The 14975-nt window shown below is 40.8% G+C and carries 15 protein-coding genes and 4 tRNA genes; 8 read left to right on the forward strand and 11 right to left on the reverse strand.

Annotation, left to right across the window (positions count from 1 at the left end; translation table 11 throughout):
• The first annotated feature begins 22 nt into the window (after positions 1 to 22).
• On the forward strand, positions 23 to 649 hold the full coding sequence (locus tag AC4CU3_RS14010; RefSeq protein ID WP_279045017.1) for a MalT transcriptional regulator family protein: 627 nt from the start codon (positions 23 to 25) through the stop codon (positions 647 to 649).
• Positions 631 to 2469, forward strand: coding sequence for a winged helix-turn-helix domain-containing protein (locus tag AC4CU3_RS14015; RefSeq protein ID WP_279045015.1), 1839 nt, complete (start codon positions 631 to 633; stop codon positions 2467 to 2469). Before AC4CU3_RS14010 ends, AC4CU3_RS14015 begins: the two co-directional genes overlap by 19 nt.
• A gap of 115 nt (positions 2470 to 2584) precedes the next feature.
• On the opposite strand, the gene trpC is transcribed toward AC4CU3_RS14015, so the two are convergent.
• The 3 genes from trpC to AC4CU3_RS14030 are packed head-to-tail and all read right to left on the reverse strand — an operon-like array spanning position 2585 to position 5055.
• The gene (gene trpC / locus AC4CU3_RS14020) at positions 2585 to 3391 is read right to left on the reverse strand and encodes an indole-3-glycerol phosphate synthase TrpC (RefSeq protein WP_062034010.1); all 807 of its coding nucleotides are present in this window, start codon (positions 3389 to 3391) and stop codon (positions 2585 to 2587) included.
• A gap of 16 nt (positions 3392 to 3407) precedes the next feature.
• Positions 3408 to 4454 carry an anthranilate phosphoribosyltransferase gene (trpD, locus tag AC4CU3_RS14025; RefSeq protein WP_004695696.1) on the reverse strand — a complete coding sequence of 349 codons (1047 nt, stop codon included), beginning with the start codon at positions 4452 to 4454 and terminating at the stop codon, positions 3408 to 3410.
• A gap of 16 nt (positions 4455 to 4470) precedes the next feature.
• Complete coding sequence (locus tag AC4CU3_RS14030) at positions 4471 to 5055, reverse strand: aminodeoxychorismate/anthranilate synthase component II (RefSeq protein ID WP_279045013.1); 585 nt, start codon at positions 5053 to 5055, stop codon at positions 4471 to 4473.
• Positions 5056 to 5897: 842 nt separating this feature from the next.
• Between AC4CU3_RS14030 and glnA the strand changes: the two genes are divergently transcribed.
• The 6 genes from glnA (at position 5898) to AC4CU3_RS14060 (ending at position 10902) form a co-directional block, all read left to right on the forward strand.
• Entirely contained in the window at positions 5898 to 7313 is a 1416-nt protein-coding gene (gene glnA / locus AC4CU3_RS14035; RefSeq protein ID WP_005400480.1) for a type I glutamate--ammonia ligase, read from the forward strand.
• Between the two features lie 89 nt (positions 7314 to 7402).
• Entirely contained in the window at positions 7403 to 7678 is a 276-nt protein-coding gene (locus tag AC4CU3_RS14040; RefSeq protein ID WP_279045011.1) for a hypothetical protein, read from the forward strand.
• An 82-nt stretch (positions 7679 to 7760) separates the two neighbouring features.
• Complete coding sequence (locus tag AC4CU3_RS14045; RefSeq protein WP_234964688.1) at positions 7761 to 8246, forward strand: chorismate--pyruvate lyase family protein; 486 nt, start codon at positions 7761 to 7763, stop codon at positions 8244 to 8246.
• A complete protein-coding gene (gene ubiA, locus AC4CU3_RS14050; RefSeq protein WP_259233062.1) occupies positions 8243 to 9124 on the forward strand; it encodes a 4-hydroxybenzoate octaprenyltransferase in 882 nt (293 codons plus the stop codon). Before AC4CU3_RS14045 ends, ubiA begins: the two co-directional genes overlap by 4 nt.
• 107 nt (positions 9125 to 9231) lie before the next feature.
• Complete coding sequence (locus AC4CU3_RS14055) at positions 9232 to 10572, forward strand: lipase family protein (RefSeq protein WP_279045008.1); 1341 nt, start codon at positions 9232 to 9234, stop codon at positions 10570 to 10572.
• A gap of 99 nt (positions 10573 to 10671) precedes the next feature.
• On the forward strand, positions 10672 to 10902 hold the full coding sequence (locus AC4CU3_RS14060) for a hypothetical protein (protein ID WP_039890041.1): 231 nt from the start codon (positions 10672 to 10674) through the stop codon (positions 10900 to 10902).
• A gap of 1 nt (position 10903) precedes the next feature.
• Here AC4CU3_RS14060 and AC4CU3_RS14065 read toward each other — a convergent pair whose 3' ends face one another.
• The 8 genes from AC4CU3_RS14065 to AC4CU3_RS14100 form a co-directional block, all read right to left on the reverse strand.
• Positions 10904 to 11383, reverse strand: coding sequence for a DUF2726 domain-containing protein (locus tag AC4CU3_RS14065; protein WP_259233059.1), 480 nt, complete (start codon positions 11381 to 11383; stop codon positions 10904 to 10906).
• 41 nt (positions 11384 to 11424) lie between these two features.
• Positions 11425 to 11500 (reverse strand) — tRNA-Asn (locus AC4CU3_RS14070).
• A 288-nt stretch (positions 11501 to 11788) separates the two neighbouring features.
• A tRNA-Asn gene (locus AC4CU3_RS14075) sits at positions 11789 to 11864 on the reverse strand.
• Positions 11865 to 12059: 195 nt separating this feature from the next.
• Positions 12060 to 12135: transfer RNA gene (locus AC4CU3_RS14080), tRNA-Asn, on the reverse strand.
• A gap of 4 nt (positions 12136 to 12139) precedes the next feature.
• Positions 12140 to 12215 (reverse strand) — tRNA-Asn (locus AC4CU3_RS14085).
• A 144-nt stretch (positions 12216 to 12359) separates the two neighbouring features.
• Positions 12360 to 12986: a superoxide dismutase SodB gene (sodB, locus tag AC4CU3_RS14090; RefSeq protein ID WP_159127329.1), complete on the reverse strand. Its 627-nt coding sequence runs from the start codon at positions 12984 to 12986 to the stop codon at positions 12360 to 12362.
• A 209-nt stretch (positions 12987 to 13195) separates the two neighbouring features.
• Positions 13196 to 13816, reverse strand: coding sequence for a superoxide dismutase (locus tag AC4CU3_RS14095; RefSeq protein WP_490738331.1), 621 nt, complete (start codon positions 13814 to 13816; stop codon positions 13196 to 13198).
• 345 nt (positions 13817 to 14161) lie between these two features.
• Positions 14162 to 14920 (reverse strand): Nif3-like dinuclear metal center hexameric protein, encoded by a 759-nt coding sequence (locus AC4CU3_RS14100; protein ID WP_279044453.1) that lies wholly within the window; start codon positions 14918 to 14920, stop codon positions 14162 to 14164.
• Positions 14921 to 14975 lie beyond the last annotated feature (55 nt).

A 14975-nucleotide genomic window follows, 5' to 3' on the forward strand; every position in this document is an offset into this window, starting at 1 on the left:
AAAGAAAGTCTGTTGGTTAACTTTGGATGATGATGATAATGATCCGATTCGACTCTATCAATACTTGCGTTTAGCGCTTTTGGATTTAGAACCGCCGCATTCGATCTCTTATGGACAGATCCATAAACAACACATCATTGATCTGACGCAAAAAGTTGCAGAAGAGGATGCTGACACAGTTTTATTTATCGATGAGTTTGAAGCATTAACAAACCCAGAATGTTTAAATATCTTTTGGTGGTTATACCAGTCTTTACCTGAAAATTGTCATTTGGTGATTGCTTCAAGGGTCAAACCCAACTGGAGTTTCGCGAAAGAATATCTATTAGGTCGTTTAAAATGGGTCACAGAGTCTCAGCTGAGTATCAAACAGCAAGAAAGCAGTGCGCTTATTCAGTTTTTACAACAACAAAACTTTGACCAGCTTGCTTTAAGCACTGAGCTTGCAGAACAACTGATTGATAAAACTGAAGGCTGGTTTACAGGCATTCAGTTCACCAATTTATATTTGAAAGAACATCAAGATATTCATGGCTTTATTCAAAAATTAAGTGGTGCGCACCATCAGATTGTAAATTACCTCAGTGAGCAGGTTTTTTACAACAAGACCCTGAAATTCAGCAATTCTTATTGCAAATTAGTGTACTGAGAAAAATTAATCCAGCTTTGGTCATCGCTTTAACGGGTAATCCTGCTGCACAGCAAATTCTCGATGTCATCAGTCAAAAAGGTTTGTTCATTCAAGCGATAGATGAACAGCGTACATGGTATCGCGTGCATCATTTATTTCGAGACTTTTTACAATCGAAGTTTAAACTTTTACAACCTGATGCATATCAGAAAATGCATAGTAAAGCGGCAGAATGGTTCAAACAACAGCGTTATCTGATGGAGGCGATTTATCACGCCCAACAAGCAGAAGATCAGCAGTTGATTTTGTCATTGCTTAACTCGGTGTGTCGTGAACTGATTTTAGAAGGCCGACACTATACTTTCTTGGAGTTGGTCAAACAGATACCAGATTCTGTTTTGGTGCAAAATCCAAATTTGCTCTATGACATTATTTGGACCTTGGTGCTGACCCATCAAGTGACCTTAGCCAATCATTATCTACAGCTCTGGCATAGCGTGGATCAACATGAAACCTTATTACAACATGAGGACCAATTAGGTTTAGCCCCTCTCATTGCAGTTTTAGAAGACAAGTTAGATGTGGCTTATACCTTAGCGCAACAAAACTTAGCACAACTGGCAAGTACGGCTTATTTTGCGCGTGCTCCACTCATAGGAATTGTGGGGTTGTATCACATTTGTTTGGGGCAAATGAGCGAAGCACGAAAGTTGCTGCTACAAACGCGTATTATCTATTTGCAAGGGCATAACCTATATGGTTTGGCAATGGTCGATTGTATTGATGCCCTATGTGATTATTTATTAGGAGATTTGACTCTCGCAGCAGAAAAGTTTGCACAAGTTGGGCAGAGCGAGGAATATCGTAAATTAGGCTTAGATGATGATAATAAAGCAACCATTATGAATATTCTGAGCAGCTTTAAAGCAGACTTGTATTATGAAATGAACCAAATGGCTCAAGTTGAAGCTGCATTATTGGATTTTAATGGCGGCGATCATTTGGCTATGCCTGATATGGTGGTGGTGGGCTATATCTTACAAATGCGTTTAGCTACGTTGCATCAAGATCAAGCCGCGATACAAGTGTGTTTGCATCAAGCCCATACCCGCAGTAGTCAATGGTCGTTACCTCGACTCGCACAAACTACACAAGCCTATGCGCAACAAGCAAGCCCGCTTTCTGCATTAGCTGATACTGTACAGGCAGCATTTCAGCCGTATTTAAATTTCACCCATTTGCTGCGTGGCGATGATTTAATGGTGGTGCGTCAGCAAATTTTCATGGGGCAAGCCGAGCAAGCCAAAGAATATTTAAGCCAGCAGTTAGCATTTTTTAAGATTTATCCGATACGTTTTGCGCGTGTTCAAATCTTGTTTGCACTGGCCCTGTATCAGTTGAAACAGCATGAACAGGCTTTTGAAACGCTACAACAAGCACTTGAAACCCTCATGCCAACTCAAGCGGTGCGGGTGATTCTAGATGAAGACCCTTTAATTTGGGATATGTTAAGTCATTTAAGTCAACATTTAAGTCGACAGAAGCAAAAGCATACAGTTGTATTATTGGATTATATTCAACAACTTCAAAAGCTTAATCAAGTTGAAAACAGCGATGACGTTTTGATCGGTAGTTCTGGCATTGAGGCCTTATCAAAACGTGAAATACAAATTTTAGAAAAATTAAGCCGCGGTTGTACCGATGCTGAAATATCTGAGTCAATCTTTTTGTCCATCAATACGGTGAAATGGCATCTACGTAAAATTTATAACAAGTTGCAAGTTCGTTCTCGAATGGAAGCGGTGAATGAAGCCAAGAAACAGGGTTTAATTGAGTAATTTAAGATTGAATAATTTTTTATGTGTTGCTGTTTAACGAGATCTTCAACAGCTTTTTGAAAGGATATATCACAAAGTATTCAGGGCAAGGGCATGCCTTACCCTGAATATGCCATTAAAGTGATTTAGGTGTTCCAAATAGCTCAGTAAAAGCGTGGTCTGGACGTGGCTGTTTCATAAAACTTTCACCGACCAAGAAAGCATGAATGTCATGCTCTTGCATCATTGCCACATCTGCTGGGGTCGCAATGCCGCTTTCAGTTACCAGTAGACGAGATGGTTCAAGCAGTTTTTTCAGTCGAATCGAGGTGTTTAAGTCCACATCAAAGGTTTTTAAGTTACGGTTATTGACACCCAATACGCAACGCTCAGATAGACGCAAAGCACGTTCAAGCTCTGCTTCATCGTGTACTTCAACCAAGACATCTAAATTCTGCTCAAAAGCCGTTTTAGACATTTCTTCGAGTTGTTGATCGGACAAGCATGCCACAATCAGAAGAATACAGTCCGCATGTAAAGCACGTGCTTCAATCACCCCATAAGGGTCAATCAGAAAGTCTTTGCGTAATGCAGGCAGAGCACAGTGAGAGCGTGCAATTTGAATATTCTCATCGGCACCTTGGAAAAAATCGACATCGGTTAAAACCGATAAACATGCTGCACCTGCGGCTTCATATTGCTGCGCGATTTCAGCAGGATCAAAGTTTTCACGAATAATGCCTTTAGATGGTGATGCTTTCTTAATTTCAGCAATTACACCCGGTTGTTTGCTCAGTAAAGACTTTGCAAAACCACGTACAGGAGTTGCCTCAAGTGCCCATTCTTCAACATCTTTATAGCTACGTTGTTTGAGGCGTGCAGCAAACTCTTCCTGCTTGCGATCCACAATTTTGCCTAAAATCGTATTTGCGATATCTACCATGACAAAATCCTGTCTATCAAGCGTCGTATTGTTTAAGGGTTTTGCTGAATTCAGCAAGGATGCTCATCTTTTCTAAAGCTTGTCCGCCGTAGATGATGTCATGTGCTAAAGCCACGCCTTGTTTATAGCTGGTACAAAGTCCAGAGACATATAAACCGGCACCTGCATTTAAAGCAATCATGTTGGCTGCTTTTTCGCCTTTATCGGATTTGTTTTTACCTAAGGCATCTTTGATTAAGCTTAAACTTTCAGCAGAATCTTGAATGATTAAACCTGTTAAAGTTTGCGATTCGATTCCGACATCTTCAGGTTGAATTTCCCACTCGGTGACGTCGCCATTTTTGAGTTCAGCCACATAGGTGCTTGATGCAAGGCTAATTTCATCTAAACCATCTTTCGAATGAACCACCATGACATGTTCTGCGCCCAGTTGTTTCATCACTTCTGCAATAGGACGGCACAATTCAGTCGAAAACACCCCAATCACTAGACGTTTTACTCCAGCCGGATTCGTAAGCGGGCCAAGTAAATTGAAAATACTGCGAATGCCTAATTCACGACGCGGGCCTACCGCATACTTCATCGCTTTATGATGATTCGGGGCAAACAAGAAACCGACACCCATTTCGCGAATACAGCGTTCAGTTTGTTGCATGTTCAAGTCAAGTTGGATGCCTGCTTGTTCTAACAGGTCCGAGGAACCCGATTTGGTTGAAACACCACGGTTACCATGTTTAGCAATAGTTGCGCCTGCCGCTGCAATCACAAAAGCAGATGCAGTCGAGACGTTAAATAAGTTCTGACCGTCACCACCTGTACCGACGATATCGACTAAATAAGGCACATCACTGACATCAATTTTGATGGCAAACTCGCGCATGACACGAGCCGCTGCGGTAATTTCATCAATACTTTCACCTTTTAAGCGAAGACCCATCATCAGTGCACCAATTTGGGCATCTGTTGCTTCACCATTCATGATGGTGCGCATGACGTCTTCCATTTGCGGCTGCGTCAACTCAATATTTTTAGTGATGTTATTTAAAGCTTGTTGCATATTCATTTTTCACTGCACTCATTTATGCGTAAATTTCTAAAAAGTTCTTAAAGATTTGATGGCCATGCTGACTCAAGATTGATTCAGGGTGAAATTGCACGCCTTCAACGGCAAGCGTCTTATGCTTTACACCCATGATTTCTTCAATTGAGCCATCTGCTTCATTGGTCCAGCAAGTCACTTCTAAGCATTCAGGCAAGCTTTTTTGATCAATCACCAGTGAGTGATAACGCGTTGCTGAAAACGGAGAAGGGAGGTTGCTAAAAATGCCTTTATTCGAGTGGTGCATGTCAGACAAACGCCCATGCATCACTTTTTTGGCACGAATGATTTCGCCGCCAAAAGCCTGACCAATGGCCTGATGTCCTAAGCACACCCCTAATAATGGAATTTTTCCAGCAAAATGCTGAATGGCTGGAATGGAAATTCCTGCTTCCGAAGGTGAGCATGGACCAGGGCCAATCACAAGATACTTAGGTTGCCATCGCTCAATATCCTCCAATGTCACGGCATCATTACGTACTACTTTTACTTCTTGATTTAACTCGCCAAAATACTGGACGATGTTGTATGTAAAAGAGTCATAGTTGTCGATCATTAAAAGCATGAGCTTAACCTATTGAAATTTATGCACATAAATGTGCTTGAAGAGTCCCGTAGTATTCGTGCGATTACATTATAAAGCTATAAGTAAATTATTTTTCTCATTCAATGACTTGAATGGAGGCACAAAACCGAAATTATCATAGCAAAAAATACACAGCTAGGGCGCGACATTTTTTTGTGGGTCTAAAAATTACAATGGGTTTTGTTACTAACTGATATAGAGTTTATGAATATCTCAGATTCAAATCCTAACGAGAAACCTCGTGGACTATGTGTAAATGTCATGAAGCATGCACATTCAAGGAATATAAAAGAATATTTCTTAATGCAGTGAGCCAAAAACTCCCCTAATGTCACCAAAACAGAGCATCTTTATTTGCTTGCTCACATCTGAGATGTCGGCTTTATATTTAGTTTGAAAGGAGAGGTTTTTTATTTTTTAAAAATCAAATAAAAACAGTTAATTATGCTGCTTATATTTGATTTCAGGTATATCGCTCGCCGTGATATGAGGTGTTGAAGTCAAATCAAGGCGAAAATAACAGCTTAAACAGCGCTCTAATTTATAAAAAACGGGTGGAAATTGCACAGTGAAATTTAAAAATGCACCATTATGATCCACACTCAAAATCTTTTAGATTAAATGTGAAGAAGCATGCTTGAATATGGTGCATTTACTTTTTAGCTCAGTATAATAGAGCCAAAGCAAACAGCTTAAAACTGTTATTCTGATAATGAATTCAATATTTTAGCTAAGCTTTTTAAAGTTGGTACGGTAATTGCTTTAGAACAACCAACTACTAACACGCACTAAAGAGTGCAACAAAAATTCATCGGAGCAAAATGAGCATGGCGAACAAGGTCCTACAACTCATCCAAGAAAGTGGCGCAAAATGGGTCGATTTCCGTTTTACGGATACTAAGGGTAAAGAACAACACGTAACTTACCCAGCAGATACTATCGACGAAGATACTTTTGAAGACGGTAAAATGTTTGATGGTTCTTCTATTGCTGGTTGGAAAGGCATTGAAGCATCTGACATGATCTTACGTCCAGATGCTGCAACTGGTTTTATCGACCCGTTCTTCGCTGAGCCGACAGTAGTTGTTACTTGTGACGTTATTGAGCCATCAACAGGTCAAGGTTATGACCGTGACCCGCGTTCGATTGCTCGCCGTGCTGAAGAATACCTAAAATCGACAGGTATTGGTGATACTGCATTCTTTGGTCCAGAACCAGAATTCTTCGTATTTGACGAAGTAAAATGGGAAATTGATATGTCTGGCGCGCGCCATACATTGATTGCTGAAGAAGCTGCTTGGTCAACAAACAAAGACTACGAAGGCGGAAACTCTGGTCACCGTCCACGTGTTAAAGGCGGTTACTTCCCAGTTCCTCCAGTTGACTCTTCACATGACATGCGTGCTGATATGTGTGCGCGTATTGAAGACATCATGGGCCCAGGTCGTGTAGAAGTACATCACCACGAAGTAGCATCTTGCCAATTAGAAATTGGTGTAAGCTTCAACACAATGGTTCGTAAAGCTGACGAAGTACAACAGTTCAAATATGCTGTTTGGAACGTTGCGCACCAATATGCAAAAACTGCGACTTTCATGCCTAAGCCAATGGTTGGTGATAACGGTTCTGGTATGCACGTTCATATGTCAATCTCTAAAGATGGCAAGAACTTGTTTGCTGGTGATGAATACGCTGGTCTTTCAGAAATGGCGCTTTACTTCATCGGTGGTGTAATTAAACACGCTCGTGCATTGAACGCAATTACGAACCCATCTACAAACTCGTATAAGCGTTTAGTTCCACACTTCGAAGCGCCGATTATGTTGGCTTACTCAGCACGTAACCGTTCTGCTTCTATCCGTATTCCTTACGTTTCTAGCCCGAAAGGCAAACGTATCGAAGCTCGCTTCCCAGATCCAATGATGAACCCGTACTTAGGTTTCGCAGCATTGTTAATGGCGGGTCTTGATGGTATCCAAAACAAGATTCACCCAGGTGAAGCAGCTGACAAAAACTTATACGACCTTCCTCCTGAAGAAGAAGCGAAAATCCCTACAGTTGCGCACAGCCTAGATATGGCTCTTGAAGCGCTTCAAGCGGATCACGAGTTCCTTCTTAAAGGTGGTGTATTCACTAAAGAAATGCTTGATGCATATATCGAACTTAAAACTGAAGAAGTGCGTCGTTTGAACACGACAACTCACCCAGTTGAATTTGATATGTACTACAGCTTGTAATTCTGAACTGAATTTCACTGCAAAAAACCCGCGCTAGTCGCGGGTTTTTTTGTATCATCTGTTTAACTTGAAAAAAATTGATGAGAGCAATGGCACAGCGTAAGAAGCACACCAGTTTTTATCCTTGGATTGACCCTAAAGATCACGACAAAGGATTTAAGCTAAATTTTTCGATGGTGACTTATATTGAAGTTGGTCGCAGCCCTGAAGGTTACAAGCAGGCAGAATTTGTTGCATTGAAAAGCCCAGAGTTGGCACTGGGTTATGATTATCCTCAAAGTTTTTATTTGAGTGCTGAAGGTTTTATTTTGGTGAAAACTCCGCAAGGTAAATTTGAAACCATTGCAAAAACAGATAATTGCTAAAGTTTTATTTTACAATTGAATAAATTCTTCATAACTCAAAAAGCGTTTAAGCGCACAGTAAATCAATGGTACAGGTAGGCTTATGCAGCAGATTCCCGCTGAACTGAAAACATGGTTATATGCTTCAGGTTCACTTACTCAGCAACTGACGGATTTGGCTGATGGGGCGTTTAGGGTTCAACCGACCAAAGAACATTTTCAGCGTCTTCAGTTTATCGATGCAAAATGGATGGGCATGCCGTTTCAGCATACGTCATGGGTACGAGAAAGTTTTTTATATGGCAGTGATGCAGAGCCTTGGGTTAAAGCCAAAAGTATTTTCCCGATCTTAAGTTTGCAAGGCCGCGCTCGGCTTTTTAAACATATTGGTAAAAAACCGATTGGTTGGTTCTTGTTTCAGCGCACCAATCCAGCATGTGAACGTCGTGTGATTTGGCTAGAAGATGGCTGGACTAGACAGAGCTGTTATACTTGGCACGGCTGCAAGTTTATTGTTCAAGAAACCTTTTTGGCGAGTTTTGAGCAATTTTTGCAAAAGCAGAATTCAGCATCTGAAGGACAGTTATGACAACTGCACATCAAATTACTTGGCGTGAACGTTTAGAAGCCTATTATTATTTATGTCGTTTTGATAAGCCTGTTGGCACAGAATTGGTGTTCTGGCCTACCATGTGGGCACTATGGATTGCAGCAGAGGGCATACCGCCAATGGGTATTCTGATTCCGATGGTACTTGGCACGATATTTATGCGTGCGGCTGGGTGTGCAATTAATGATTTTGCTGATCGTAAAGTCGATGCGCATGTAGAGCGCACTAAAACGAGGCCTTTAGCAACAGGGATTATTACGGCCAAAGAAGCCATTTATGTGTTTCTAGCTCTAGTCTTTGCTAGTGCTTGTATGTTGTTGTTTCTACCGATTGAAACGTTTTATTGTGCTTTAGGTGGGCTTTTTCTCGCATTTATATATCCTTTCATGAAGCGCTATACCCATTTGCCTCAGGTTGTTTTAGGCATGGCTTTTTCGTGGGGAATTCCGATGTCATTTACGGCCATGGGCAAACCATTAGATTTAACCTGTTGGTTGCTGTATTTTGGCAATCTAGCTTGGACTGTGGCATACGATACTCAATATGCGATTACCGACCGTGAGTATGATTTAAAAATTGGGGTGAAGTCGACAGCCATTTTGTTTGGTCGTTTTGATATTCAAATTATTTCATTTTTACAGGCGATGAGCGTGGTTTTGATCGGTGCGGCACTTTACCTTGAAAATTTATTGATGCCATTGGGTTTAATCGCATTGCTTGTAGTTGTGGCTGATTTTATTTATCAATGGTCAAAAACCAAAGACAAAGATCCACAGCGTTGTTTTTGGGCATTCCGTCACAATCGTTGGGTGGGACTTATTATTTTTACTGGAATCTTTTTAGAATTAATTATTTAAAGTGATTGTTTGGTTGGAAAGCGTCCTATACAGGGCGCTTTTTTTATGTCTTAATAAAACGGCATGTAGTTTCATGCTTAAAAAAACAACGAATAAAAGGATATTTTATGAAACGCTCGAAAATAGCATTAGCTCTTACAGTTGCCGTTTCAATGCTGTCTTTAACTGCTTGTAATGACGATGATGATTCGCCCGCTTCAAATCAAAAACAGACCTATGTTTCTGAAAGTGCCTATTCAGAAGACACATTAACCACTGCGGCTTCTATTAAGGTAATGACGTATAACATGGAAAATGTTCAAGGTCAGACCGCTAAAGCAACGGCGCTGGTGATGTTCCCTAAAGTAGCACCGCCTACAGATGGTTATCGCGTAGTGGTTTGGGAGCATGGCACGGTTGGGGTAGGTGATAGTTGTGCACCAAGTAATAATATGATTCACCCACGTTTTAAAATTTTAGCAGACAGTCTACTAGCTGCTGGTTATGTGGTTGTTGCGCCAGATTATGAAGGTTTGGGCACGCCAGGGATTCATCCATATTTAAACTTTTCTAGTGCTGCGAAGTCAGCGCTTTCTGCTGTACAAGCAGCAAAAGATCATTATGGTAAGCAGTTGAATGGTGCGTGGATGTCTGTGGGACAATCTCAAGGGGGGCATGCCTCATTAGCGACCGCAGAATACGCAAATACAGATACAACCTATAAAGGTGCTGTGGCAGGTGCACCAGCTTCGAGTTTGGGCAAAATTATTCTTGAGGTTGCGCCTGCTGCATTGGCAGATATTGAAGCACGTGAAACGGCAGCTAATATCCCTCTAGAATTTCGAACATCGGTGGATACTTATGCAACTTTATTGGCTTATGCAGCATTAACAGGGGTGGGTATTAAAGCGTATGAGCCGCGATTTAATTATCAAGATATTTTCCAATCACGTGCCAAATCTTTGGCTGAGTTTGCAGAAGGTTCAACAGGGGATAATGGTCTGTGTTTAGACAATGATAATGACCCAAGTCTAAGTCTAATTAATAAATTTAAAGACGATATTATTCAGTTTATGACAGCAAATTCTGATAAAAAAGTCATGGATTATTCAGGTTTGGATACCAGTGTGTTTGCGACCAATGAAACCGTGAAAAACTTCTTAGTAAGCAGTCAGCCAGGTACTAAACGAATTGATAAACCAGTTTATGTAATACAAGGCACAGCAGATACAAATGTACCCTATCCAATTACCCAAGCTTTGGTTGCAAACTTGAAAACATTGGGTTCACCAAATATCACGCTTGATCCAGTTATGGGTGCATCTCATACTCAAGCCATAGTTTGTCGGAATGCAGAGGCTGTAGACTTTATTCAGACCTATATGTCTGCAGGTACAGGTATTGTATTAACTGATGCACAAAAAGATGCCAGCACCAATGAAAACTGTACAGGTAAAGCACCGACATAAAATGAACCATTTAAACTGAAGACAGAGTCTCATGATTGAGGCTCTTTTTTTGTTATAGTATTGGCCCATCAAAATCTAGATATTGGAAATAGGCTGGCTATGACGAAATCAACTCAAAAACTAACGCCGAAAGTGATGTTTTTGGCGAGTCTTGGTATTGTGATTCCATTGCTTATTTTAGGGATTGCTTTTTTAGCGGTAAAAAGCGATGCAAAAAACCAAGCGGAATATCAGCGTATTAAGGAAGAACAACAGCAGCGTATTCAAGAAAAGTTGGCTGCCGAAAAGCAATTCACACAGCAGGAAGCGAGCAGCGCAGTCTCAAAATAATTCAAGCACGCATTGCAGGCGTGATACCAATGTGTTTATGCAGTTGGCGAATGCTTGGAATTTCAGTAAAACGCAGAACGATGTAACCTGCTTCATTGAGCATGGCATCACGTTCTGCATCTTCTTGTTCTTTGCCGATATGGGAAGGATCATCGAGTTCAATAATCACCACAACCGCTAATTGTTCATCTAATAAAACGAAATCGGTGACTTTACGGTTAAACTTGGCCCGTATTTTATAGTGGTCACTGGTAATCAGTGAGCTAAATGAAACTTGAGCTAGAACATGATGGCGTGGAAAGGCTTCTTTTAAGCGAATAAACATTTTACGTTCAAACGGCGTAATGACGTGTTTGGCATAAAACTTTTGTTTACGGCGAAACAGGTCAGGATAGACCATCATCACTAAAGTAATAGTGGCAAAGCAGCCGATGATAAAAAAGATGATTTGACTCAGATCGAACACAATATTTTCTAGCACAAAGAAAAAACCCACTCGCATGGAGTGGGTTTTTAGAATTTTGGCTCTCCAACCTGGGCTCGAACCAGGGACCTGCGGATTAACAGTCCGTCGCTCTACCGACTGAGCTATTGGAGAATCTGCACGCATTCTATGTGGCAAAGCTCAAAGGGTCAAGTCTTTGGCCTGATATTTTTATATAATCTGCTTTAAATGATTTAAAAATAAACGGTTTAGTTTTTATTGGTGCGATTTGATTCAGTCTTTTTGGTTTTCCATGGAGATATTTGGGAGATTCAAGCTGAGAAGAGCCTGTATGGAAAGCTGCTTTGGAGTGATTTTGAGAGATTGGTTTTACGTATGGGTGAATGTCGTTTTTATAGATAGAAAAAAGCCCAAGTCATAATGCTTGGGCTTCTTAAAATTTGGCTCTCCAACCTGGGCTCGAACCAGGGACCTGCGGATTAACAGTCCGTCGCTCTACCGACTGAGCTATTGGAGAATCTGAAATGCAGTATAGAGAAAATTACACATCGGTCAAGTTACAATGCTAAAAAAAGTCGAATTTTAGATTAAATGTTTTTTTTATAAACAATTTGATATGTCATAGCTGTATACCAGAAGGGTATAGGGTGTGGATCAAAGCAATGAGTGATAAAAAAAGCCCAAGTCACGATGCTTGGGCTTTTTAGAATCTTGGCTCTTCCACCTGGGCTCGAACCAGGGACCTGCGGATTAACAGTCCGTCGCTCTACCGACTGAGCTATGGAAGAATAGTGGCTCTCCAACCTGGGCTCGAACCAGGGACCTGCGGATTAACAGTCCGTCGCTCTACCGACTGAGCTATTGGAGAATCTGATGCGCATTTTAGGGAGGAAAGGAAAATGGGTCAAGCAAAAAATATTGAGAAATGAATTGTTTGCTTTATAAATATGCGTTTAGGCCGCAAAAACAAAAAAACCGCTCAAAAAGAGCGGTTTTTTAAACAAGACGAATCTTATTTTTCAACGCCAGCAGCTTGGCCTGCATATTTCGCGTTTGCATAATCCCAGTTTACAAGACTTTCAAGGAAAGTTTTGATGTAAACAGGACGCGCATTACGGAAGTCGATGTAGTAAGCATGTTCCCAAACGTCAATGGTTAACACTGCAACTTTACCGTGTGCAAGTGGAGTGTCTGCATTTGAAGTTTTAAGGATAGAAAGGTTGCCATTTACTTCGTCAGCAACTAACCAAGCCCAACCTGAACCGAATTGAGTTGTAGCCGCAGCAGCAAATTCTTCAGCGAATTTTTCGTAAGAACCGAATGCTTCATCAATTTTAGCAGCTAAAGCACCTGTTGCTTTACCACCACCGTTTTTAGCCATACAGTTCCAGTAGAATGTGTGGTTCCAAACTTGTGCTGCGTTATTGAAGATACCTGCTTTAGATGCATCACCAGAAGAAGCTGTGATGATTTCTTCTAAAGTTTTACCTTCAAGGTCAGTACCTTTGATTAGGTTGTTTAGGTTAACAACATAAGTATTGTGGTGTTTGTCGTGGTGGAATTCTAAAGTTTCTTTGCTAATGTGCGGAGCAAGATCTTCGTAGCCATATGGAAGTGCAGGTAAAGTAATGGTTGTCATGTTTCATTCCTTGCAGATTTGCTGGGTTTTACTTTAAGTGCATTTATTGTAAATGATTCTATAGACAATAGGGCAGTCTTTTAATACACAAAATATGCAAAAAACTTCGCAAGGAGACATATACGATACACAAGATATCGTTAGAGTCTTTCGTACAGAATATATTCATTTTAAAAGACTCTAAGCTGTAGATGGATTGAGGTGGGCAATTAATTTTTAGTCTGCAACGCAGCATGGTAACGGCGATTTACTTCATCCCAATCGACCACATTATAAAAGGCATTGATATATTCAGGACGGCGGTTTTGGTATTTGAGATAATACGCATGTTCCCATACATCTAAACCGAGAATAGGGGTGTGACCGTGTATAAGAGGGGAATCCTGATTTGCACTGCTTTCAACAATCAGCTGGTGTTCAGGTGTCACGCTCAGCCATGCCCAACCACTGCCAAAACGGCTAATCGCGGCTTTGGTAAATGCCTCTTTAAAAGTATTAAAACCACCGAGTTGCTCATCAATAGCTTTTGCCACAGCTCCAGTTGGTTGCCCACCACCTTGTGGACTCATGACTGTCCAAAACAGTGAGTGGTTGGCATGGCCACCTGCATTATTGATCACCATATTTTTAAGATCAGTAGGGACTTCATTGACTTTGGCAACCAAATCTTCCACAGACAGTTTCTCCCATTCTGTGCCTGCAATCGCGCCATTAATGTTATTGATGTAGGTTTGATGGTGTTTACTGTGGTGAATTTCCATCGTTTTCGCATCAATATTGGGTTCGAGTGCATCATAGGCATATGGAAGAGCGGGTAAAGAATAAGCCATGTGTTTGATTCCTTTAATCATCAAAATTGTTTTATTGGGATTTCTTAAAGCAGTTTCATTATTCACTTAAAAGTTAATGAGAATCAATATGTTTATTATTTTCAATTTTAAGGTGGAAGGTCGCAAGTTTTATTGTTCATATTGGGTTGGAAGTTCAGCAGGTATAACAAAGGTGAGATGCACAGATTTTTTGAGCTGATGCTATATTTTGAGCTAAAAATTTGAAAGGCTAGGAATAATATTTTAGAAATTAATCATTTGCTGAAATGGAAGTGATGTCGGATGCCGTGCGATGTAAGCGCATTGAAAGGACTGGGATGAAAATAGTCTCATCCCAGTAATTGCTTAGATCGGGTTATTTAACTCGAAATAAATATATTCAATATCAAATTGTTCTGAAATGGCTTGACCTAATCGCTGCACGCCATAGCGTTCAGTCGCATGATGTCCGCAAGCAAAATAATGTACGCCTAATTCTTTAGCTTCATAGAAGGTACGTTCACTGACTTCGCCTGAAATATAGGCATCACAGCCCTGTTCAGCGGCTTTTACAATAAAATCTTGTGCACCACCGGTACAAAAACCGACTTTTTCAATCATGGTCTTGTCCGCAGGAAGATGGGTGACATCAAACTTTAATGTCTCGGACACAAACTTTTTAAAGTCTTCCACAGGCATAGGCTGGTTTAAATAACCAATATTGCCAATAGGATGACGCTCAGATGGGTCAAGAGCTTCAATACGTTCTAGTTCGAGTAAATCTGCAATCGCTGCATTATTTCCAAGACTCGGATGGCTGTCGAGGGGGAGGTGATATGCCAACAAAGAAATGTCATGTTGAATCAGACTCTTGATCCGTTTACCGCGCATACCTGTGATGGGATAGGCTTCACCTTTCCAAAAATAACCATGATGCACCAGTAAAAGATCCGCATTTTCTCGGATCGCGGCATCTATGGCATCTTGCGATGCAGTCACCGCAGCTAAAATTTTATGCACTTTGGTCTTTCCTTCAATTTGAAGGCCATTCGGTGCATAGTCCTTAAACTCAGGTGATTTGAGGGTTTGATCACACCACTGAATAATGTCTTGTAATTTTGCCATATCGACTTAAAAACTCTTTTAAATTGATTACATCGGAACCTATTGTTTATTGTAA

The sequence above is a fragment of the Acinetobacter sp. 802_lipA genome (genome assembly GCF_058242885.1).

What these genes read in the sequence shown, in the direction of transcription:
- AC4CU3_RS14060 (WP_039890041.1), top strand. Translation starts at nt 10,672, where the DNA reads ATGACGAAATCAACTCAAAAACTAACGCCGAAAGTGATGTTTTTGGCG.
- AC4CU3_RS14045 (WP_234964688.1), top strand. Translation starts at nt 7,761, where the DNA reads ATGCAGCAGATTCCCGCTGAACTGAAAACATGGTTATATGCTTCAGGT.
- glnA (WP_005400480.1), top strand. Translation starts at nt 5,898, where the DNA reads ATGAGCATGGCGAACAAGGTCCTACAACTCATCCAAGAAAGTGGCGCA.
- AC4CU3_RS14100 (WP_279044453.1), bottom strand. Translation starts at nt 14,920, where the DNA reads ATGGCAAAATTACAAGACATTATTCAGTGGTGTGATCAAACCCTCAAA.
- trpC (WP_062034010.1), bottom strand. Translation starts at nt 3,391, where the DNA reads ATGGTAGATATCGCAAATACGATTTTAGGCAAAATTGTGGATCGCAAG.
- sodB (WP_159127329.1), bottom strand. Translation starts at nt 12,986, where the DNA reads ATGACAACCATTACTTTACCTGCACTTCCATATGGCTACGAAGATCTT.
- trpD (WP_004695696.1), bottom strand. Translation starts at nt 4,454, where the DNA reads ATGAATATGCAACAAGCTTTAAATAACATCACTAAAAATATTGAGTTG.
- AC4CU3_RS14030 (WP_279045013.1), bottom strand. Translation starts at nt 5,055, where the DNA reads ATGCTTTTAATGATCGACAACTATGACTCTTTTACATACAACATCGTC.
- ubiA (WP_259233062.1), top strand. Translation starts at nt 8,243, where the DNA reads ATGACAACTGCACATCAAATTACTTGGCGTGAACGTTTAGAAGCCTAT.
- AC4CU3_RS14040 (WP_279045011.1), top strand. Translation starts at nt 7,403, where the DNA reads ATGGCACAGCGTAAGAAGCACACCAGTTTTTATCCTTGGATTGACCCT.
- AC4CU3_RS14095 (WP_490738331.1), bottom strand. Translation starts at nt 13,816, where the DNA reads ATGGCTTATTCTTTACCCGCTCTTCCATATGCCTATGATGCACTCGAA.
- AC4CU3_RS14055 (WP_279045008.1), top strand. Translation starts at nt 9,232, where the DNA reads ATGAAACGCTCGAAAATAGCATTAGCTCTTACAGTTGCCGTTTCAATG.